20 protein-coding genes are annotated in these 19,742 nt (G+C 68.1%); 8 read left to right on the forward strand and 12 right to left on the reverse strand.

From position 1 onward, the window contains the following. Nucleotides 1-19 precede the first annotated feature (19 nt). Nucleotides 20-784, reverse strand: a complete 765-nt coding sequence (locus tag ACOGXQ_RS19085) for a hypothetical protein (RefSeq protein WP_419945182.1) — start codon at nucleotides 782-784, stop codon at nucleotides 20-22. A 125-nt stretch (nucleotides 785-909) separates the two neighbouring features. On the opposite strand from ACOGXQ_RS19085, the gene ACOGXQ_RS19090 reads away from it, so the two are divergent. The 5 genes from ACOGXQ_RS19090 (at nucleotide 910) to ACOGXQ_RS19110 (ending at nucleotide 5,366) form a co-directional block, all read left to right on the forward strand. Next, nucleotides 910-2,400: an FAD-binding oxidoreductase gene (locus ACOGXQ_RS19090; protein WP_419945183.1), complete on the forward strand. Its 1,491-nt coding sequence runs from the start codon at nucleotides 910-912 to the stop codon at nucleotides 2,398-2,400. Further along, nucleotides 2,397-3,389 carry an FAD-binding protein gene (locus tag ACOGXQ_RS19095; protein WP_419945184.1) on the forward strand — a complete coding sequence of 331 codons (993 nt, stop codon included), beginning with the start codon at nucleotides 2,397-2,399 and terminating at the stop codon, nucleotides 3,387-3,389. Before ACOGXQ_RS19090 ends, ACOGXQ_RS19095 begins: the two co-directional genes overlap by 4 nt. Then, nucleotides 3,386-4,858, forward strand: a complete 1,473-nt coding sequence (locus tag ACOGXQ_RS19100) for a (Fe-S)-binding protein (protein ID WP_419945185.1) — start codon at nucleotides 3,386-3,388, stop codon at nucleotides 4,856-4,858. Before ACOGXQ_RS19095 ends, ACOGXQ_RS19100 begins: the two co-directional genes overlap by 4 nt. Before the next feature lies 1 nt (nucleotide 4,859). After that, nucleotides 4,860-5,078: a hypothetical protein gene (locus tag ACOGXQ_RS19105; RefSeq protein ID WP_419945186.1), complete on the forward strand. Its 219-nt coding sequence runs from the start codon at nucleotides 4,860-4,862 to the stop codon at nucleotides 5,076-5,078. Nucleotides 5,079-5,276: 198 nt separating this feature from the next. After that, entirely contained in the window at nucleotides 5,277-5,366 is a 90-nt protein-coding gene (locus tag ACOGXQ_RS19110; RefSeq protein WP_419945187.1) for a hypothetical protein, read from the forward strand. 53 nt (nucleotides 5,367-5,419) lie between these two features. Here ACOGXQ_RS19110 and ACOGXQ_RS19115 read toward each other — a convergent pair whose 3' ends face one another. Together ACOGXQ_RS19115 and ACOGXQ_RS19120 are read right to left on the reverse strand one after the other, a co-directional pair. Continuing rightward, the gene (locus ACOGXQ_RS19115; protein ID WP_419945188.1) at nucleotides 5,420-6,031 is read right to left on the reverse strand and encodes a hypothetical protein; all 612 of its coding nucleotides are present in this window, start codon (nucleotides 6,029-6,031) and stop codon (nucleotides 5,420-5,422) included. 17 nt (nucleotides 6,032-6,048) lie between these two features. Then, a complete protein-coding gene (locus tag ACOGXQ_RS19120) occupies nucleotides 6,049-6,720 on the reverse strand; it encodes a redoxin domain-containing protein (protein WP_419945189.1) in 672 nt (223 codons plus the stop codon). A gap of 94 nt (nucleotides 6,721-6,814) precedes the next feature. Between ACOGXQ_RS19120 and ACOGXQ_RS19125 the strand changes: the two genes are divergently transcribed. Continuing rightward, nucleotides 6,815-7,051 (forward strand): hypothetical protein, encoded by a 237-nt coding sequence (locus ACOGXQ_RS19125; RefSeq protein ID WP_419945190.1) that lies wholly within the window; start codon nucleotides 6,815-6,817, stop codon nucleotides 7,049-7,051. A gap of 7 nt (nucleotides 7,052-7,058) precedes the next feature. On the opposite strand, the gene cofH is transcribed toward ACOGXQ_RS19125, so the two are convergent. The 7 genes from cofH to ACOGXQ_RS19160 all read right to left on the reverse strand — a co-directional run bounded on the left by cofH (nucleotide 7,059) and on the right by ACOGXQ_RS19160 (nucleotide 15,676). Then, complete coding sequence (gene cofH / locus ACOGXQ_RS19130) at nucleotides 7,059-9,635, reverse strand: 5-amino-6-(D-ribitylamino)uracil--L-tyrosine 4-hydroxyphenyl transferase CofH (RefSeq protein WP_419945191.1); 2,577 nt, start codon at nucleotides 9,633-9,635, stop codon at nucleotides 7,059-7,061. Then, complete coding sequence (locus tag ACOGXQ_RS19135; RefSeq protein ID WP_419945192.1) at nucleotides 9,632-10,207, reverse strand: winged helix-turn-helix transcriptional regulator; 576 nt, start codon at nucleotides 10,205-10,207, stop codon at nucleotides 9,632-9,634. The genes cofH and ACOGXQ_RS19135 overlap by 4 nt, the downstream gene beginning before the upstream one ends. Before the next feature lie 212 nt (nucleotides 10,208-10,419). Next, complete coding sequence (gene tal, locus ACOGXQ_RS19140) at nucleotides 10,420-11,553, reverse strand: transaldolase (protein ID WP_419945193.1); 1,134 nt, start codon at nucleotides 11,551-11,553, stop codon at nucleotides 10,420-10,422. Nucleotides 11,554-11,604: 51 nt separating this feature from the next. Next, nucleotides 11,605-13,584: a transketolase gene (gene tkt / locus ACOGXQ_RS19145; RefSeq protein ID WP_419945194.1), complete on the reverse strand. Its 1,980-nt coding sequence runs from the start codon at nucleotides 13,582-13,584 to the stop codon at nucleotides 11,605-11,607. Nucleotides 13,585-13,625: 41 nt separating this feature from the next. Beyond that, a complete protein-coding gene (locus ACOGXQ_RS19150; RefSeq protein WP_419945195.1) occupies nucleotides 13,626-14,810 on the reverse strand; it encodes an FIST signal transduction protein in 1,185 nt (394 codons plus the stop codon). Between the two features lie 15 nt (nucleotides 14,811-14,825). After that, nucleotides 14,826-15,266: a hypothetical protein gene (locus tag ACOGXQ_RS19155; RefSeq protein ID WP_419945196.1), complete on the reverse strand. Its 441-nt coding sequence runs from the start codon at nucleotides 15,264-15,266 to the stop codon at nucleotides 14,826-14,828. Between the two features lie 86 nt (nucleotides 15,267-15,352). Beyond that, entirely contained in the window at nucleotides 15,353-15,676 is a 324-nt protein-coding gene (locus tag ACOGXQ_RS19160; RefSeq protein WP_419945197.1) for a hypothetical protein, read from the reverse strand. Between the two features lie 297 nt (nucleotides 15,677-15,973). On the opposite strand from ACOGXQ_RS19160, the gene ACOGXQ_RS19165 reads away from it, so the two are divergent. Continuing rightward, nucleotides 15,974-16,651, forward strand: coding sequence for a dienelactone hydrolase family protein (locus tag ACOGXQ_RS19165; protein ID WP_419945198.1), 678 nt, complete (start codon nucleotides 15,974-15,976; stop codon nucleotides 16,649-16,651). Between the two features lie 52 nt (nucleotides 16,652-16,703). On the opposite strand, the gene ACOGXQ_RS19170 is transcribed toward ACOGXQ_RS19165, so the two are convergent. Beyond that, nucleotides 16,704-16,931 (reverse strand): hypothetical protein, encoded by a 228-nt coding sequence (locus ACOGXQ_RS19170; protein WP_419945199.1) that lies wholly within the window; start codon nucleotides 16,929-16,931, stop codon nucleotides 16,704-16,706. Between the two features lie 181 nt (nucleotides 16,932-17,112). Here ACOGXQ_RS19170 and ACOGXQ_RS19175 point away from each other — a divergent pair, with 181 nt between their 5' ends. Beyond that, complete coding sequence (locus tag ACOGXQ_RS19175; RefSeq protein WP_419945200.1) at nucleotides 17,113-18,699, forward strand: M1 family metallopeptidase; 1,587 nt, start codon at nucleotides 17,113-17,115, stop codon at nucleotides 18,697-18,699. A 125-nt stretch (nucleotides 18,700-18,824) separates the two neighbouring features. Here the strand turns inward: ACOGXQ_RS19175 and ACOGXQ_RS19180 are convergent, their stop codons facing one another. Next, nucleotides 18,825-19,715 carry a MaoC/PaaZ C-terminal domain-containing protein gene (locus ACOGXQ_RS19180; RefSeq protein ID WP_419945201.1) on the reverse strand — a complete coding sequence of 297 codons (891 nt, stop codon included), beginning with the start codon at nucleotides 19,713-19,715 and terminating at the stop codon, nucleotides 18,825-18,827. Nucleotides 19,716-19,742 lie beyond the last annotated feature (27 nt).

Genomic DNA, 19,742 nt, shown 5'->3' on the forward strand with positions numbered 1-19,742 from the left:
GATGATTGGAATCAGCCAGCTAGCGCTCGCGGCGGCGAGCGACCGGATGGGGCAGTACCTGCGCTGATGTGGCGCGCTCGTCGAGTCCGGAGCGCAGCTGGTCGTAGATCTCCGCGCCGCAGATCGCCGTGAGCTCGCCCCGCAGGGCGAGGTAGACCGGCCGGTGCCCGATGTGGGCCTGCGGCTCGGAGGTGCACCACCACGACACGTCGGTGTCGGGTCCGCCCCAGTCCCGCAGCTCCCACTCCCGCACCATCGTGTAGACGTGCCCGGTGACGGTCTCGTGATCCTCGCGGCGCAGCGGCGCCTGCCAGCAGATCTCAGGCTTCGTGTCCATGGGACGCCGCCCGGTCCGCTGCGCCAGCAGGTGGAAGGCGCAACCCGCACCCGCGGGATGGGACGCCCGGTTCGCGAACACGCACGCCCCGTCGACCACCTGGGTGCGCCACCAGCCGTCGCTGTCCTGCCACAGAGCGTCGGCGGGATCACGGTGGTGCTGCCAGAGGTCGGCATCGAGTTCAGCGGTCATCTGGCGGACATGGGCGAGGTCGTGCTCGTCGGCGATGTAGGCGCCATGGCTGCAGCAGCCCAGCATGAGCTGGGGGGCTGGCTCTGCGTCGGTGCCCGGGCATCCGGCGCCGAAGATGCAAGTCCAAGCGCTGGCGAGGAACGTCACGTCGAACAGCCAAGTGCGGTGCTCGTGGGGATCCTCCAGCGAGAGCCACTCCCGCGCATCGGCGAACGGACTCACGTTGCCGCTGACGGCGACGCCATGACCAGCCATCGACGGTGAGCCTAAGCCCAGACGCACCGGCGAGGTGGGTGGTGTCGGGTTGGGCGGGGGATGTCGGCGGCGCGGTTTGGCTAAGTCCTGGCGTCTCCGAGCGGCGTGTCAGGTACGGTCGTGCCGTGGCTCGAAAGCCTGATGCACCCGTGGGCGGCGAGTCCTCGACGGATAGATCCGGTGATGCTGCGGCCGACGCGGCCCTGCTCGCGGCTCTGCGCGGCGTGCTGGGCGACCGAGCGCGTGACAACGACTTCGAGCGTGGCCTGTACAGCCGCGATGGCTCCATCGAAGGCAACTCCCCGGCCATCGTGTGCTTGCCGGAGACTGCAGGCGAGGTGGCAGAGATCGTGCGCATCTGCCGGCGCCACCGTCGGCCGTTCTTGGCCCGGGGCTCGGGCACCGGCTTGGCCGGGGGCGCCGTGCCCGTCGGTCACCCGGTCGTGGTGGCCACCGCCAAGATGGACCGCATTGTCGAGGTCGACACTGCTGACCGGATTGCGTGGGTCGAGCCGGGGGTGCTGAACCTGGACCTGTCCCGCGCCCTCGCCCCGCTGGGCTTCCACTTCGCGCCGGATCCTTCCAGCCAGCAGGTCTGCTCGATCGGCGGGAACATCGCCAACAACTCCGGCGGGCCGCACTGCTTGGCCTACGGCGTGACCACGGCCCACATCGCAGCGCTCGAAGTGGTGCTGCCTTCCGGCGAGACCACCGTGCTCGGCGGGGTGGACCCAGAACCGCCGGGCTTCGACTTGCGGGGGCTGTTTGTGGGTTCTGAGGGCACAATGGGCATCGCCACGAAGGCGGCGGTGAGGCTGACGCCGAATGCGCCCTCGGTTCGGACGCTGCTGCTGGACTTCGACGATGTCAGCGAGGGATCGGCGACCGTCAGCGCCATCATCGCCGCAGGTCTGGTGCCGTCTGCGCTTGAGATGATGGATCAGCGAGCCATCGAGATCGTGGAGGCATTCGCCCATGCGGGCTACCCGACCGAAGCCGCTGCGGTGCTGCTGGTCGAACTCGACGGCCTGTCCGGCGGGGTCGACGCCGGTGTGGACATCGTGCACGAGGTGGCGCTGCAGCACCACGTCGGCCATGTGCGTGTGGCCGCTGACGACGAGGAGCGGGCGCTGCTGTGGAAGGGCCGTAAGAACGCCTTCGGGGCGGTGGCGCGGATCAAGCCGGACTACTACCTCCACGACACGGTTGTGCCGAGGTCTCGGCTCACCGAGGTGCTCGAGAAGGTGTACCGGATCGCCGATGCCTACGACCTGATTGCCGTCAACGTCTTTCACGCCGGGGACGGGAACCTGCATCCGATCCTGGCTTTCGACCGGCGTGAGCCCGGTGTGGACGAGCGGGTGAAGGCAGCGGGCCGGGACATCGTCGCCGCTTCCATCGAGGCCGGCGGTGTGCTCAGCGGCGAGCACGGGATCGGCTTGGAGAAGCGGGACTACATGGGGATGCTGTTCGGCGCGCATGACATGTACACGCAGGATCTGGTACGCGAAGCGTTCGATCCCGACGGGCTCGCCAACCCCTTGAAGATCATCCCGACGGGTTCGCGCTGCAGCGACTCATTTCGCCAGCATGTGCCTGAAGGTGCCTGGGTGTGAGCTCGCAGCGCAGTGGCGCCGGTGTGCTGGCGGGTCACGATTCGAGCGCTGGCGACGCAGCGGTCGGTGCCAGCCTCGCCGCCCGGATAGAGCCCGCCGTTACGGCATTCGCCCGTGAAGTCGGCGACAGCGACCCGGTCACGGTCGTGGGTGCGCGCACCCATTGGCAGGTGGTGGGCGAGGCTGACGCGATCGCTCGGGAGGTCCGAGCCCCGGCAGGCATCTGGGAGCACGAACCGTCGGAGATGACCGTCCGCTGCGGTGCCGGCACCCCGGTTGCCGAACTGAGTGCGCACCTGGCCTGCTCGGGCCAGATGGTGCCGCTGGATCCTGCCGACGACGCGGCGACGGTCGGCGGTGTGCTGGCCTGCGGTTTCAGCGGGCACCGGCGGCTGCGCTACGGCCATGTGCGCGATTTCGTCCTGCAGACCCGCCATGTGGATGCCTCCGGCAAGGTGGTCACCGCGGGCGGGCCGACGGTCAAGAACGTCTCCGGCTACGACCTGCCCCGCCTGCTGGTGGGGTCGCTCGGCACGCTGGGGTTCCTCGCCGAGGTGATCCTGCGGACCCTGCCGGTTCCGGCGGCATCGCAGTGGCTGGAGGGTGAGGCCGATCCGTTCGCTGCGTTCGATCTGCTGTATCGGCCCAGCAGCATCCTGTGGGACGGCACGCGCACCTGGATCCTGCTGGAAGGCGATCCGGCTGATGTCGCCGCCGAGGCGGCCGAGATTGCGCCGTTGGGTTTCAGCCCCGCGGAGGGCGGCCCGCCGGTACCCGCCACGGGGCGGGAATCGATGCGGCCCTCGGACCTGCGTGCGCTCGTCGGCGCCGGAGGCGAGTGGCTGGCAGAAGTCGGCGTGGGGTTGGTGCACCGAGCCGAGTCGACCGGTGCGCGACCGATCGCGCCCGCCAATGCAGCGTTGATGTCAGCGCTGAAAGAGAGGCTGGATCCCGCGAATCGCCTCAACCCCGGCCGGAGGGCTTGGTGAGTCCCTTGGGCGAACGATTGGGTGCAGTGAGTCCCTTGGGCGAACGATTGGGTGCAGTGAGTCCCTTGGGCGAACGATTGGGTGCAGTGAGTCCCTTGGGCGAACGATTGGGTGCAGTGAGTCCCTTGGGCGAACGATTGGGTGCAGTGAGTCCCTTGGGCGAACGATTGGGTGCAGTGAGCAGGTTCCCGCTGGACATCGACATCGACAGCGACACGCTCGCCTCCTGTGTGGCGTGCGGGATGTGCCTGCCGCACTGCCCGACGTACCGCGTCTCCGGCGAGGAGTCGGCATCGCCGCGCGGCCGGATTGCGTTGATGCGCGACGTGGTGGAGCGGGGCGAAGCTGACGCGGCCTTCGTCGAGTTCATGGACGCCTGCATCCAGTGCCGCGGCTGCGAGACGGCCTGCCCGGCGGGCGTGCAGTACGGCCACATGATGGAAGCCACCCGCGAGGCATTGTCGGTCCAGTCGAACTATCAGCCGCGGCTGCGCCGAATCGCCTACCGGATGCTGGGCATGCCTCGCCTGCTGGCCTCCGGGTCGCGGCTGCTGGCACTTGCACAGCGGGCCGGCCTGATGCGCGCGGCGGGATGGCTCGCTCGGATCCCGGCCCTGCGGCGCCTGGCGGCCGGGGCCGCGGGTCTGCCGCGGGTGCCGTTGCGCCAAGCGCCGCTGGTGCCGAGCGGCAACGATGTCTGGCTGTTCACCGGCTGCGTCATGGACGCGTGGATGCGCGATACCCACCGGGCGGTGCAGTCGGTGATCGAGACGACCGGTGCCGGAGTTGCACTGCCGCCGGCGGGTGCCTCTTGCTGTGGCTCGTTGCACGTGCACGCGGGCTTGGGCGACGAGGCCCGTCGATTGGCGGCCCGGACCATGGCGGCGCTGCCGGGCGATGCCCCGATCCTGGTCGACTCGGCCGGCTGCGGGGCGGCCATGAAGGAATACGGTCACCTGCTCGGAACTGACGATGCCCGCCGGTTCGCTGCACGCGTCCAAGACGTGCATGAGTGGCTGGCGGAGCGGATCGACGAGTTGCCCGCCGTTGCGGGTGCTGCGACCGAGCACGGCGCGGACACTGCAGCCACCAACGGCGACGGTTCGTCACACCGGGAACGCATTGCGGTGCAGGACCCCTGCCACCTGCGTCACGTCCAGCAGGCGCACCTGTCGGTCCGCACGGTGCTCGGCCGGTACTTCGATGTCGTCGAGCTGGACGACGACGGGCTGTGCTGCGGCGCCGGCGGCGCGTACTCCCAGCAGCATCCCGACATCGCCGGTGCCGTGCGCGAGCGCAAGGTCGCAGCAATCGAACGCAGCGGTGCGCGCGTGGTCGCCAGCGCCAACCCCGGATGCACACTGCACCTGCGAGCGGTGGGTCTCGACGTCCGCTATCCGCTGGAGATCGTGGCGGACTTCTTGGCAGGCGCCCGCATCCCGACCTCCCGAACCCGGACCGCTGAGTGACATGAACGACGACATCTCCGGTCTGGCCGACCGCTTGGACGAGACCGCTGAACGGCTGGCTGAGCTGAGCATCGAGCTGTTGCAGGGCGCCCTCGCTGACGCTGACCTCAGCGACGAGCGTGCCCATCTCGAGCGCAAGGTCACCCGGGCTCGCCGGGCGACGCTCAAGGCAGCGTCGATTCTGCGCGAGTCCATCGGCGATCAGAACGACGATTGGTGACGCTGGTCGTGTGACAGCCGGTGACTCCCGAGACAACACTGGCAGAAGGGGAGACAGCATGAGACTGCGGTGGTCCCACGCCGTGGTGCGGGTACGCGACCGGCGGCGGTGATCGCGGACGTGGCCAGCGCGTCGAGTCGGCCCGGGCGCTGATCCTGCGGAGCCGGTCACGTTGCCGGCGGCGCCCATACGTGCGCGTTGCGCGGCGACGGCCAAGCCCAGTGCTGGGGCTACAACGACGACGGGCAGGCGGATCCGCCCGCAGGCAGCGATGCTCGTGGCGGCTGAGCAGTCGACGGCGTCCATCTCAGAGGCGGCGCATTTCCGAACGACGGAGTTGCTCAGTAGCCGCTGGAGATGCGGTACATCTCGCCGATGAGGTTGTCGTACTGGCCGACAGCGAGCGTGATCGCATAGGCGGCGCCGATGACGGCGCCGGCGACGGCCAAAGGCGTCCGATCCAGTGCTCTGCCGATGACGGGCAGTGCGTAGGCGGCAACCGCGAGCAGGACCACCGGCAGCAGGGCGCCGAGCAGGTACACGAACAGCATGCCCAGTGTTCGGGGACCGTCGGTGGCGGCGTCGTTGAGGATGTCGCCGAGGTGCTCGCCGACGCAAGGACGCCACATCCAGCCGGCCAAGGCGCCCCCGACCAGGCCGGCGCCGGTTGCAAATGGCGAGGCGTGGCCAGGCGCCTTCCACGCGGCTGCATAGGTACTGGCGGCGACCAGTCCTGCGACGACCACAACCACGCCGCGTGGCGCCATCCGCCAGTGGCCTGCAGCCTGGGCCCAGGCCAGGAATGCTGCGCCCACCACGTAGTACGCAGCCACGGTTGCGCGGCAGCGCCGGGCCACCAGCATCAGCGCCAAGCCCGGAACGAGGACCGTCAGCGTGCACGCCCACGTCACGACCCGCAGGCCTTCGATGAAGGTGTCGATGAGCGTGCCCATGATGGCCAGCTCGCCGATCAGGTCTCGGTGAGGAGCCGCTCGACGATCTCGTAGAGCTCCCGGTACTTGCTGGGGCTGTCGCCGCGGCGCTCGAAGCGGATCTGGTTGTCGCTGTCGATCACGTAGACGCGCGGCCAATAGCCCGTGGGACCCTCCTGCCAATCGTGGAAGTTGCGTTTGGTGGTGTCGAGGGCAATGGGCCAGACCACCCCGAGATCGGCGGCTGCCTCGATGATGTTGTCGACATCGGCTTCGTAGGCGAACTCTGGCGAGTGGACTCCCACGATCTCCACGCCTTCGTCCCGGAAGTCGTCGTAGAGCTGGCCGAGCGCATCCAGCGTGTTCTTGCAGTTCCGGCAGCCGAAGGTCCAGAACTGCACCACGGTGATCTTGTTGGACGCTCGGATCTCTTCCAGCGACGTCGCGTCGGTGTTGAGCCAGCCGTCAAGCTTGCTGAGCGTGAGGGCTGTGCCCAGCACCGGAATCGGTTCGGGGGGCCCGGTCGTGGTGGTCGTGAGAGCGGCAGGAGCGTCGCTCGCAGACGTCGTGGTGGGCGCCTCGACCGCGGCGCTGGCAGTCTCGGTGAAGACCGGCTCAGGATCCGGGTCGTTGACGGCGGCCCAGACGATGAGCGCAGCGCCGACCACCAGGACTCCGAGCGCGAGGTACCGTGCGAACGAGGACTTCATCCCACATCGCAGCGTACGCCTCGCCTCGCAGTGCACCTGTGCGCCGAAGGAAATGCCGAGCGGAGGCGAGCGCCGACTTTTCTAGAGTGAAGTCATGGCAGAGACACAGATCGTCGTCGAAGCGTGGGCTGTACTCATCGCTGCCGGGGCGATCGTCGCCAGCATGCTCGGCACCAGTCTCGGCATCATGTTTCACCTCGCTGGCCGCATCGACCACCAGTCCGGTCGCATCGACGGCGTGGCTGCCGAAGTTGCCATGGTGCGAGAGCGCCTGGCATGTCTGGAGGGCAGTTCCGGCACGCTTGGTCCGGATCCCTTACCGCTCGCCTGAACACGCGCTAGACGCGACTGCCGAGCGACTCGAGCGGGATGAGCTTGCGGTCGGTGGCGTTGTCGGTGGGGCGCAGCACCCGGCTGCGCACCTCCGGAGCGCCGTCTGCATTCTGGTAGCCGGTCAGGCGCTGTCGGATGCGCCGACCCAAGGGCTCGGCGATGTTGCGGAAGTCCTGCTCAGCGAGTCCTTGGCCGTGCTGCGCGCCGGCGGCGCGCGAGATGTTCTCGTCCATGAGGGTGCCGCCGAGGTCGTTGGCGCCGGCCCGCAGGATCTGCTGCGCACCTGGGGGGCCGATCTTCACCCACGACACCTGCACGTTGTCGATGAGTCCGCGGTAGGCGATGCGCGGCACGGCGTGCATCAGCAAGGTCTCCCGGAAGGTCGGGCCGCGACGGGCGCCCTTGCGGAGGTAGATCGGGCTGGCCATGTGCACGAACGGCAGCGGGATCCACTCGGTGAAGCCGCCCGTGCGCTTTTGCATCTCGCGGGTCGCGACGATGTGGTTCGCCCAGTTCTCCGGATGCTCGATCGACCCGAACATGATCGTGATGTTCGAGTGCAGGCCTACGGCGTGGGCCGCCTCGTGGCATTCGAGCCATTCCGCGGTGTTGATCTTGTCCGGGCACAGCACGGCCCGCACCGAGTCGTCGAGGATTTCCGCTGCGGTGCCGGGCAGCGACTTCAGGCCCGCCTCCTTCAGCCGCATCAGGTAGCCCACCAGCGATTCGCCGAGCCGCTTGGCGCCCTCGATCACCTCCAGGGCCGTGAAGCCGTGCAGGTGCATGTCGGGCACGACGTCGTGAATGGCTCGGCAGACGTCGATGTAGTAGTCGCCGTCGAAGCTGGGATGGATGCCGCCCTGCAGCGTCACCTCCGTGGCGCCCAGCTCGGCCGCCTCGATCACGCGTTCCTGGATGTCGGCCAGCGTGAGCATGTAGGGCGTGCCGCGCAGGTTCAGCGACAGGGGACCCTTGGAGAAGCCGCAGAACTTGCACTTGAACGTGCAGACGTTCGTGTAGTTGATGTTGCGGTTGTGCACCCAGGTCACGGTGTCGCCCACGGCCTCGCGCCGCAGTTCGTCGGCCACTTCGCCGATGGCGACTACCTCGGGTCCGCGCGCCCCGAACAGCGCGACGATCTCGTCGTGGCCGACCTGCTGGCCTGCCATGACACCGTCGAGCACTTCGCGCACCGCGCCCCGGGCATGCGACGGCCCGTTCATGATGTCGGTGGGCAGATGACCGGCGCCGCCGGAGTACCACTGGGTGGAGTTCTCGTCCGCGACCAGCACGTCAGCCCCCGAGCCGGCATCGATGTTCTCCATCGTGCGCTCGGGCATCTGGCTGCCCGGGTCATCACGGCCCAGCCCCTCGGCGTCGGCTCGGTCTCCCACGGCGAAGCGGTTGCCGTCGGCGAGCCACGGGTGCTGTTCGACGGCGAAGGTGGGATACGCACCGCCGGGGTACACGAATTCGGGATAGATGGTGAGCCGGGGTGCCAGCGTGAAGCCGCGGCCTTCGGTGACCTCGCGCAGCCGGTCCAGTGCCGGCCACGGGCGCTCAGGGTTCACGTGGTCGGCGGTGATGGGGGAGACGCCGCCCCAGTCGTCGATGCCGCAGTCCAGCAGGCCGCCGAAATCCTCAGTGAGGTTCGGCGGCGCCTGCAGGTGAATGTCGGCCGGCAGGATCAGGCGTGCCAGCGCGATGGCCTGCGCGTACTCGTCGGGCGGGCAGGCCGGCATGTTGTGCATCGAGGTGCCGGCCTTGGGCAGGAAGTTCTGGACGATGACTTCCTGGACATGACCCCAGCGGGCGTGGCTCACGGCGATGGCCTCGAGCGCCGCCAGCCGGTCGGCCAGCGACTCGCCGATGCCGACGAGAATGCCGGTGGTGTAGGGGATGGCCAGTTCGCCGGCGGCTTCGAGGGTTGCCAGTCGCCGGTCGGGCTCCTTGTCGGGCGAGCCCCGGTGGCAGTCGAGGTGCGGGTTCAGCGACTCGATCATCATCCCCTGGCTCGGCGCGACCTCGCGCAGCGACGCCAGCTCGCTTGCCTTCATGGCGCCCGGATTGGCGTGAGGGAGCAAACCGGTCTCGTCGCGCACGAGCCGGCACATCTCGACCAGGTAGTGGACGGTGGAGTCCCAGCCGTGGGTTGCCAGCCAGTCAGCCGCCGCGGGGTAGCGCAGCTCGGGCCGCTCGCCCAGCGTGAACAGCGCCTCGTGGCAGCCGGCACGGGCACCGCTCGTCGCGATCTCCAGCACCTGTTCGGGCGTGAGGTATGGCGAGTCGAGTCGGGCCGGCGGCTGGGCAAACGTGCAGTAGCCGCACTTGTCGCGGCACAGCATCGTCAGCGGGATGAACACCTTGGGGCTGTAGGTGATGCGTGTGCCGCCCGAACGGTCGCGCACCTCCGCCGCGCGCTCGGCCAGCTCGGCCAGCGGCAGCGCCGCGAGCGCCACCGACTCCGGCGTCGGCTGCGGTGCCACGGCGACGCCATTGGAGGGTGCGCCGTTGGCAGCCGGGTCATTGGCAGGGTCGACCGGTGCGTCTTTGACGCTGTGCGACGGTTCGATGATGGTCACAGGGCCCCTCCGTTCGTGGGGTGCTGTTGAAAGACTCGGGAAGTCCCGGCAGCGGCCAGTTCGACGCTGGGCGGACTGCTGGGCGGCGTGTCCCTGCGGCTGATGAGACTGCGGCCGCCAAGGCTGCGGATGCGTGTCGGGCTGACGGGTTCGTCGCAGTCAGGGCAACGTGTGGCGATCTCCAGCGGCGTGCCGCAGTCGGCATGCACCAGGACGGTCGGCGCATCGCCGTCGTGGCACCAGCGGTCGCCCCAGGCCATCAGCGCAAGCAGGCTGTTGGACAGGTCGAGGCCCTTGGGGGTCAAGACGTAGTCGTAGCGGACCGGTCGGTGCTGGTAGGGCACCTTGGCCACCACGCCGGTGTCGGTCAGGCGGCTGAGCCGATCGGCCAGCATGTTGCGAGCGATGCCCAAGTCGTGCTGCATCGCGCTGAACCGGCGCACACCGCGGAACAGATCGCGAAGGATGAGCAGCGTCCAGCGGTCGCCCACGATGTCGAGGGTTGCCTGTATGGAGCAGGCAGGCGGGCGCTCGCCCGACCGTTCCCCTAACTGCTCACGCAAGACAGCCACGGCCGCGCAGACTAGGGGAGTCAGTTTCGGTTTGCAACTGACTCGGAAACGAGGCTCTGACGAGTCGTCAGGCGAGCGAATCGGCCCGACGAGTCGTCAGGCGAGCGAATCGGCCCGGCGAGTTGTCAGGCGAGCGAATCGGCCCGGCGAGTTGTCAGGCGAGCGAATCGGCCCGGCGAGTCGTCAGGCGAGCGAATCGGCCCGACGAGTCGTCAGGCGAGCGAATCCGCTTTCGTCTGCAGTGACCCAAGCAGCTCGTCGAAGCTCTTCGTGAACGCGGCAACGCCTTGGGCTTCGAGCACGCCGGCGACTTCGTCCAGGTCGATGCCGTGCGCTGTCACGGCGTCCAGCACGTAGCGGGCGGCGGACTGGTCGGTGTCGACCGTGCGACGCAGCTTTCCGTGATTGCAGAAGGCATCCAGGGTTGCGTCGGGCATCGTGTTCACCGTGTGCGGCCCGATGAGCTCGTCGACGTAGAGGGTGTCGGGATAGGCGGGGTTCTTCGTGCTCGTCGATGCCCACAGCGGGCGCTGCACCTGTGCGCCGAGGGCCGCGAGCCGATCCCAGCGAGGCCCGCTGAAGATCCCCTCGAAGCGGCCGTAGGCGGCCTGCGCCTGGGCCACCGCCGTGCGACCTCGCAGCGCCAGCGCACTTGGCGTGCTCACCGCGTCGAGGCGGCGGTCTACCTCGGTGTCGGTGCGGCTGACGAAGAACGAGGCCACGCTCGCGACATCGGACAGGTCCGATGCGCCGGCGCCGACCCGGTCTTCGAGGCCCGCCAGGTAGGCCTCGGCCACCTGCTCGTAACGGGCTACCGAGAAGATCAGCGTCACGTTGATGCTGTGACCCTCGGAAATCATCTGACGGATGGCCGGCAGGCCCTCGACCGTTCCGGGGATCTTCACCATCAGGTTCGGTCGCGCCATGCCGTGGTGCAGGGCACGGGCCGCTGTGACGGTTGCCTCGGTGTCGTGCGCCAGCGAGGGATCGACTTCGACCGACACGAATCCGTCGGTGCCCCCCGAGGCCGCGTGCACCGGCTCGAGCGCGGCGAGCGCTCCGCAGATGTCGCTGGTGACGAGCTGCCAGTAGGCGTCATCGACTGGGGTGCCGCCGCACACGAGATCGCCGAACTGCTCGTCGTAATCGGCGGACGACTCGATGGCCTTCTGGAAGATCGAGGGGTTCGAGGTGAGGCCGCGGATGCCCCGCTCGACCCAGCTTTCCAGCTCTCCGCCGGTGATCCAGCCTCGGCGCAGATTGTCGAGCCACGGGCTCTGTCCGCACACCGAGAACAGCGAGGTGAGCTTGCCGTCCTTCGTACTGCCCGCATCGCCGTCGGTCATGCTTATCTTTCTGAGATCGGGCCTTTGGGGGTAACGCTTCGCAGTCTCTTTTTAGAGCAGCTTGCGAGCTGCATCGGCGATGCTCGCAGCCGTGAAGCCGAAGTGGGCCATGAGGTCGCCGCCCGGCGCGCTGGCCCCGAACCGGTTCATGGACACCGTCGCATCGGCATAGCGATCCCAGCCGAACGCAGCGGCGGCTTCGACACCCAGCACCGGGACCCCCGCAGGGAACACCATCGACCGGTACCGCTCGTCCTGATCCTCGAAGAGGTCCCAGCTCGGCATCGAGACGACCGTGCTGGCGATGCCCTCGGCTGCGAGCAGGGCCGCGGCCTCGGTGCAGCACTGCACCTCGCTGCCGGTGCCGGCGAGAATCACCGCAGGCGCCGGGGTGTCGATGAGGACGTACGCGCCGCGTTCCACCTGGCCGGCACGCTCAGTGCCGTCGAGCACGGGGACGTTCTGGCGAGTCAGCACGAGTGCTGTGGGACCGTCGCGGTCGACCGCGATCTGCCATGCCTGTGCGGTCTCGTTGGCATCGGCAGGACGGATCACGCTCAGGCCCGGGATCGCACGCAGGGATGCCAGGTGCTCGATCGGCTGGTGGGTGGGCCCGTCCTCGCCGACGCCGATCGAGTCGTGCGTCCACACGAACACGGTCTTGGCGCCGCTGAGGGCTGCCAGTCGCACCGCAGGCCGCATGTAGTCGCTGAACACCAGGAACGTGCCGACCACGGGAAGCGCCCCGCCGTGCAGCGCCATGCCGTTGGCCACGGCGCCCATCGCGTGCTCGCGCACGCCGTAGAAGAGCTTGCGGCCGCCGGGATTGTCTGCAGACAGCACCTCGGCGGCGATGTTGGTGCCGGTGTTGCCGGTGAGGTCGGCACCGCCGCAGATGAGGGCGGGCACGTTGTCCACAGAAGCGTCCAGCACGCGGTTGGCGGCAACCCTGGTCGCCATCTGGGTACCGGCCTCGAAGGTCCGGCCGGCGGCCGGGTCGCCGTTGGTGGAGCGGGCCGACCACAGCGCATCCAGCCAGTCGGGATCGTGGCCGCTCGCCGCCAGTCGGGCCTCCCATTCGAGGCGTTCGGCGGTACCTCGGGTGCCGGCGGCCAAGTAGGCCTGCGCAACGTCGTCGTCGACAGCGAACTCGGCATCGGGAACCATGCCCATGGCTCGCTTCGCGGCGGCGATCTCGTCGGCGTCGGTGATGGCGCCGTGCGCCGCCGACGTGTCGATGGCGGTGGGCATCGGGTAGCCGATGTGGGTGCGGAGGATGACCAACGAGGGCCGGTCGTCGACGAGCATCGCAGAGCGCAGTGCCTGTTCGATCGCGTCGAGATCCTCGGCCGCTTCGCCGAGGTCGGCGACATGCCAGCCGTAGGCCTCGAAGCGGCGGGCGGCGTCATCGCTGAGCGCCAGGTCGGTGCTGCCGTCGATCGTGATGCGGTTGTCGTCGTACACCGCTGCGAGGCGGCCGAGTTGCTGGTGGCCGGCAAGGGATGCCGCTTCGTGGCTGATCCCTTCCATCAGGTCGCCATCGCTGACAATGACGAACGTGCGATGGTCGACGAGGTCTGCGCCCAGCCGGGCTCGCAGCCCGCGCTCGGCCAGGGCCATGCCGACGGCATTGGCGAATCCCTGCCCGAGCGGACCGGTGGTGACTTCGACTCCAGGGGTGAGGCCGCGTTCGGGATGGCCGGGAGTGATGGAGCCGAGTTGGCGGAAATCGCGGATGTCGTCCAGCGTGACGCCGTAGCCCAGCAGGTGCGTCATCGCGTAGACGAGCATCGAGGCGTGGCCTGCGGACAGGACGAACCGGTCGCGGTCTGCCCAGTCGGGAGCGCTGGCGTCGTAGCGCAGGATTCGGCTGAAGAGCACGTGTGCCGCGGGCGCCAGCGCCATCGCCGTTCCGGTATGGCCGCTGTTGGCTCGCATCACGGCGTCCATCGCCAATGCCCGGATGGTGTTGATCTGCCGGGCTTCGAGCGTGGTGTTCATGAGAGCGGTGTCCGTGACGTTGGGACTCATGAGGCTGGGTTCATGACACTGGATTCATGAGACAGGGTTCATCATGGCGCGTCGCTGTCGGTGAACAGCGCCATTGACGCAGTGAATCCATGCACGTACGAACGCTCCCCGACGGGACCGATCTCGCCGGCGCAGAACATGCCGCCTACCTGGGTCCCGATGTGGGAAGCGAGGACCGAGGCGTCGTGGTGAGGGGTCTCGAACAGGTGGGTGCCGCGCCCGTTGCAGGTGAACAGCAGGGCGCCTGCCGCTGCGCGTGCGGCCGGAGTCGAGTTGCTGAGCGCCTCGTGCAGGTCCTCGTCGGCCGTGACGGCGTCGCGTACATGGAATTGCACGGTGGCGCCGATCGGCGCCACGTCTCCGATGGCGATTGCGCCGCTTTCGCGGTCGGCGCCGAGCACGCCGCGGATCAGGAAGTCGCCTCGTTCGAATTCGACCTTGGCCTCATGGGTGACTCGGCCGACATGGAGGCCCCGCTGGACCAGCCGCTGATCGGCCGGATCGAGCTTGGAGAACATCTGCAGCAGCCGCTCGAAGGGCGGCAGCCCGCCGAGCGATCGGACGACGTTCCCCTCGGCCTCCGTGATGATGTAAGGCTGGCCGATGGGCCGGCAGCCCTGGGAGACCAAGTGCGTGACCGTCACGCTGCCGCCCACGATCAGCGCCGCAGCACCCGAGCGATGCACGCCGCCGTCGACCACGATGCGATTGCCGCCCGGCATCGGCGCGCCGGAGGACATGCCGCCCAGCACGCTGACGTGCGGCCATCGCTCGGCCCAATGGGACAGCGCCGCATCAACCGGGTAGGAGTACGGGTCGGCCAGCAGGATCATCGAGGGATCGCTGACGGCATCGACCTCGTCCAGCGCGGCCGCAAGCGTCTCGTCGTCGACCGCCGGATCGGGCACACCCGAGAGATGCACTGCGCGTGCCCGCCTGCGGACGCCCGAGCCGAGGCTCCCGGCCCACAGCACCGCAGCCGTCTGTTCTTCGATCTCGCGCTCGCCGGCGGCTACCGAGACGGCCGTCGTGCCGACGAGCGCCGCGGGCGCGAGCAACTCGACGACCGTTGCTGCGATTTCCTCGGTGTGGTTGATGTGGTCACCCGAGGTGAACAGCAGTGCCACGTCGGGCTGCACGCCCAATGACTCGAGCACATGGCCCACGATCTCGCCGGTAGCCGCTCCGGGATCGGCATGCTGGGACAACCCGACGGTGAACGGCATCGCTGTTCGATCCGCCTAGCCCGTTTGCTCTGCGGGAGTGCCGGTCCAGCCGCCTCCCGCTGGGGCCTCCGGCGGACTGTCGTCCGCGGGCGGGTTCATCGTCAACGGAATGACGACCGCCTCGCCCTGGTCGACGCGGCAATGGGCCTCGATGGTGGACGGCTCGCCGAAGGTGAGCTCGGCCTGGACGAGGTTGTAGCCGAACTTGCCGGGTTCGACGCTGAGGGGCTGCACGTTGCGCGCAACCTGCTCGTCGCCGCGCATGAAGCGCACTTCGAGCGCCGCCAGTCCGGTGTGGGATGCAGGGCAGCGCACGAGCACGATCATGTGCGGCGTGATCGTCACCGGGAAAGGCCCGGGGGCTGCCATCGAGAAGTGCACACCGCCGAGATCGATGCGGGCTGCGCCGCCCGCTGCCTGGCGCATGTCGAAGTGCTCGATGAACAAGGCGGACATGATCTGCACGCTGTGGATCGTAGGCGTGCGAGATGCCCGTCACGCGAACGCATTTCGGTGCGTTGTCGTAGATTGCCCGCCATGACTCAGAGCGAGAGGTTTGACGGCGAATACGGACCCAGCACATGGGCCTGGGTGAGGGAACAGGCGGACGCGTACGAAGCGTCGAATGGCAGCGAAGCCAACACGCTGCGCGACACCGGCCTGCCGATCATCGTGATGACCACCGTCGGGCACCGCTGTCCATTGGCAGCCAGGAACGGCTCGAGGTCGACCGGGACTGCGCCCAAGTGCGTCACGACGTTGGATGAGACGAAGGTGCGTTGTGCGCCGGTGTCCACGAGCGCATCGAAGAATCGCGGGCTCGCACTGCCCTGGGCGGACACGTTCACCACAGCACTGCGACGCATCCGCAGCATGCCCCAGCACTGCTGAACACCCCCAGCGTCACGCCGCGCCGCGCAGCACACACCCAAGACGCAGCACACAAACCAGCCACCAACACCCGACCGGCCACCGCCACGCCCCCACACCCACCAGCAGCCGACACCCAACACCACCCACAACCACACCCCCCACCAAACCCGCCGCCACCCACCCCACCGGCGGATCTGGGCTAAGAGGCCGCGCCAATAGGCGAAGCCGTGAAAGCCGAGATCGCGGCAGCCATGACATCGACTGCGCCGGGGCCGCTAGACATTGGCGCCATGGGACAGACGATCGAGTTGACAGCTTCAGACGGCGTGACGTTCAGCGCGTACCGGGCCGAGCCTGCGGGGTCGCCGAAGGGCGGTGTCGTGGTGGTGCAGGAGATCTTCGGTGTGAACGACCACATCCGCAGCGTGGCCGACGGCTACGCCGCCGACGGCTACCTGGCGGTGGCGCCGGCACTGTTCGACCGTGTGCGGGGCGGCGTCGAGCTGGGCTACGACGCCGAGGGCATCGACGTGGGACGCAAGATCGCCTTCGATGACCTGACCGTGGATCAGGTCATGGATGACATCTCAGCAGCGGCTGACTGTGCGGCCGAGGGCGGCAAGGTCGGCATTGTGGGCTACTGCTGGGGCGGGTCGATGTGCTACGTGGCCTCAGCCCGCCTGGCCGACAAGATCGCCGCAGCATCGGGCTACTACGGCGGGCAGATCATGCCGCACCTCGACGAGCGGCCCACCGCCCCGCTGCTGATGCACTTCGGCACCGAGGACCACGGCATCCCGCTCGAGAACGTGCATGCCATCGCCGAACGCTGGGACCACATCGCCGTGCACATCTACGACGGCGCCGATCACGGATTCAACTGCGACGCCAGGGCCAGCTTCCATCCCGATGCGGCCGCCCTGGCCAAACAGCGCACCCTCGATCACTTCGCAGAACACCTGAGCTGAGCCGTCGCTTCGGCGGCTCCAGCTTCAGCTAGCCGAATCTCACGATGCTCGCCTAGTTGCTCAGGCTCGCAGCTTGCGCTCTCTTCTTCCTCATGCGCATGTTGTCGATGCCGTGATCACATCCGTCAATGACCCAGAGAATGCAGGCCCCAACGAACACGCCCATCGCCAGCGCGCTGTCTGAGTTCACGGCCCAGATCACACCCAGTGTGATGATCGTCATGAACTTGAGAATCGCTCGCCAGAGCGTGACGACGAAATAGCCCTTGATTGCGTTCATCCTCAAGCACTCTGCCCAGACTGCATGCACCGCAGAATAGCACACTCAGAGATGCGAGTATCCATGCCTCATGTCAGATCATGTCGTGAGTCTGCATGACAAGCGCGCAGGAACGACCATCGCCGTCCGGATACGCCTGTGTGACGTGGCGTCGTCGGACTGATCTGCGAGAGTGACGCCGATGCACAGATGGATGAAGGTGACCGTGCCCGCACTTGCCACTGCACTGGCGTTCTCGGCATGCACCAGCCCCGATGACGGGCGCAGCGAGGCGTCGTCGCCGACCACTGCAGCATCCGAGATCGCGAGCGAGACATCCGCCACGACGGCGTCTCCGTCGACGACGCTGGCCCCGGCGCCGACAACGACAGCGTCCCCAGAGACTGAACCGACCGCAGCCCCGCCGACTGCCCCGCCGCCGGCTGGGGAAGATCAGGCAGTTCCGCCGTCCGGCGCGGGGGCGGGCGACAGCTTCTACCCGTGGCTCGGCAACAGCGGTTACGACGTCACCCACTACGACCTCGTGCTCGATGTCGATCCGGACGCCAACAGCCTCGACGGCGTCACGACCGTCCATGCGGTGTCCACCAGCGGACTCGAGACGATCTACCTGGACCTGTCCGGCCTTGAGGTCAGCGCGGTGAAGGTGGACGGTGTCGCGGCCGAGTTCTCGCGCGAGCGAACGGAGCTGGTGGTGCAGCCCGCTGTGCCGGTGCCCGCCGGCGTCGGCTTCACCGTCGAGGTCGCGTACTCCGGCGTGCCGGATCGCATCGACGACCCGGGTGTGCCGTTCGCCCGGATCGGATGGTTCAACCAACGCGGCGTGATCTACACCGCCAACGAGCCGTCGGGCTCGATGTCATGGTTCCCGTCCAACAACCACCCGACCGACAAGGCCACCTACACCATCGCCATCACCGTGCCCGAGCACCTGACGGCTGCCTCGAACGGGCTGCTGGTGAGCGAGACAGTCGCCGACGGCCGACGAACAGCGACGTGGCACACGGACGATCCCATGGCCACCTACTTGGCTGCCGTGTACATCGGCCTCTTCGAGCGTCACGAACAGGAGACCCGCGAGGGCCTGCTGATCCGCGACTACATCCCCAGCTCACTGACCGACGAGCAGCGCCGGGTCACCCTCGATGCCCTGTCGGTCACGCCGGGCGCCATCGCATTCTTCGAGGAGATGCTCGGCCCGTATCCGTTCGATGCCTACGGCACGCTCGTGCTGCCGTTCAGCACTGGCTTCGCCATGGAGAACCAGACGCTCTCGCTGCACGGCAGCCAGACGTTGAGTCCGCTGATCATTGCCCACGAACTGGCGCACGCGTGGTTCGGCAACTCGGTGTCGCCGGGGGACTGGAGCGATATCTGGCTCAACGAGGGCTTCGCGCACTACTTGGCCTTCCTGTATCTGGCCGACCACGAGGGCCGCGACATCGGCGCGCTGATGGCCGGCGAGCTGCGGGCAGCACGCGGCGCGAGAGCTGTTCCGCCTGGCAGCATTTCCGTCGAGCAGCTGTTCGACTTCCCCTCCGTGTACCAGCGGTCCATGCTGACCCTGCACGCCCTGCACCGCCACCTTGGCGATGAGGCGTTCTTCGAGCTCGTCCGGCGCCACTACCGGCAATCGGTCGACGGCACCGCCACCACGTCCGAGTTCATGGGGATCGTGGCACAGTTCGGCGGACCTGAGGCCGTGGCCCTGCTTGCCTCGTGGCTCTACAGCCCCGAGATCCCCTTGACCCTCGACGGACCGGGCTAAGCCCAGACGCCTCGGGTTCCAAAGCGCGCATGATGAAATCGGCCTCCACGGGTCGGGATGTTCGGACAACCCGACAGATACACCAGGGAACCAGCCGACCCGTGGACGGCCAATCCGCGCGGCCTCTAACCGAGGAGAATGACCCCTCGGTCCACTGCGGGGCCGCCCTCTTGATTCAGCACGTCAAAGCGCACGGCGCTGGTCGCTGAGCCGAAGTCCGTGACCGGGAATTCGTCCCAGACGCGCACTGTGATGGTCGACGGCATGAGCACCATGGCGCGGAAGCGGCAGACGATGCGGCGGACACAGTTGGGGTCGCCGTCGGCAACGGCGTCGACGACCGCGGAAACGCCCAGCGCCAGCGTGGCGGTGCCGTGCAGGATGATGCCCGGCAGCCCTGCCTTGCGGGCAACGGCCGCATCGGTGTGGATCGGATTCCAGATGCGGGCGCATTCGGCGTAGGTGTGCGCTGCTCCGTGCGCAACCGGCACCGGAATCTCGGCCATGGACTCGTCGGGCAGCGGGCCGAAGTCGGGCTCTGCGGGCGCATCGGCGTCGGGTCGGTCGCCGCCGACGGTCTCGACGTTGAGGTACATCCCGCCCTGATATGTCGTCGCCACCGGCTTCCCGTCGGCATCGACGGTGTCCATCCGCATCGTCTGGAACGTGCCCGGCTTGCGCTGCTCGACGCCCGTGTAGGTGAGGCTGGTCGTCAAGCGGTCGCCCGGGCGCACCAGCCGGTGCACGGTGAGGTCGTGGGTGGCATGCACCGACCGCCGGACCTCATCGGGCGAGATGCCCCAGCGGTCTGATACGTCGCGGCCTGACACGATGACCGGCCACTCCGGGCATACCGCGAACATCGGGTGGGCCACCACGCCGTCATCGGCGAGCGTGTCGAAGTAGCAGTCGTGGGTGTCGCCGAGCGAGGCCGCGTATGCCATCGTCCAGCGCTCGTCCACCTCGTGGGCGATAGGCCCGATCGTCTCGCCCGCCATGTCTGTCAGAACCGGCACTGTCTCGATCCTCACCTTCGGCGAACA

The sequence above is a fragment of the Candidatus Poriferisodalis sp. genome, assembly GCF_965208485.1.
In the GTDB taxonomy this organism is placed as follows: domain Bacteria; phylum Actinomycetota; class Acidimicrobiia; order Acidimicrobiales; family Poriferisodalaceae; genus Poriferisodalis.

What these genes read in the sequence shown, in the direction of transcription:
- ACOGXQ_RS19165 (WP_419945198.1), top strand. Translation starts at nt 15,974, where the DNA reads ATGGGACAGACGATCGAGTTGACAGCTTCAGACGGCGTGACGTTCAGC.
- ACOGXQ_RS19175 (WP_419945200.1), top strand. Translation starts at nt 17,113, where the DNA reads ATGCACAGATGGATGAAGGTGACCGTGCCCGCACTTGCCACTGCACTG.
- ACOGXQ_RS19170 (WP_419945199.1), bottom strand. Translation starts at nt 16,931, where the DNA reads ATGAACGCAATCAAGGGCTATTTCGTCGTCACGCTCTGGCGAGCGATT.
- ACOGXQ_RS19150 (WP_419945195.1), bottom strand. Translation starts at nt 14,810, where the DNA reads ATGCCGTTCACCGTCGGGTTGTCCCAGCATGCCGATCCCGGAGCGGCT.
- tal (WP_419945193.1), bottom strand. Translation starts at nt 11,553, where the DNA reads ATGACCGACGGCGATGCGGGCAGTACGAAGGACGGCAAGCTCACCTCG.
- ACOGXQ_RS19125 (WP_419945190.1), top strand. Translation starts at nt 6,815, where the DNA reads ATGGCAGAGACACAGATCGTCGTCGAAGCGTGGGCTGTACTCATCGCT.
- ACOGXQ_RS19115 (WP_419945188.1), bottom strand. Translation starts at nt 6,031, where the DNA reads ATGGGCACGCTCATCGACACCTTCATCGAAGGCCTGCGGGTCGTGACG.
- ACOGXQ_RS19160 (WP_419945197.1), bottom strand. Translation starts at nt 15,676, where the DNA reads ATGCGTCGCAGTGCTGTGGTGAACGTGTCCGCCCAGGGCAGTGCGAGC.
- ACOGXQ_RS19155 (WP_419945196.1), bottom strand. Translation starts at nt 15,266, where the DNA reads ATGTCCGCCTTGTTCATCGAGCACTTCGACATGCGCCAGGCAGCGGGC.
- tkt (WP_419945194.1), bottom strand. Translation starts at nt 13,584, where the DNA reads ATGAGTCCCAACGTCACGGACACCGCTCTCATGAACACCACGCTCGAA.
- ACOGXQ_RS19120 (WP_419945189.1), bottom strand. Translation starts at nt 6,720, where the DNA reads ATGAAGTCCTCGTTCGCACGGTACCTCGCGCTCGGAGTCCTGGTGGTC.
- ACOGXQ_RS19085 (WP_419945182.1), bottom strand. Translation starts at nt 784, where the DNA reads ATGGCTGGTCATGGCGTCGCCGTCAGCGGCAACGTGAGTCCGTTCGCC.
- ACOGXQ_RS19105 (WP_419945186.1), top strand. Translation starts at nt 4,860, where the DNA reads ATGAACGACGACATCTCCGGTCTGGCCGACCGCTTGGACGAGACCGCT.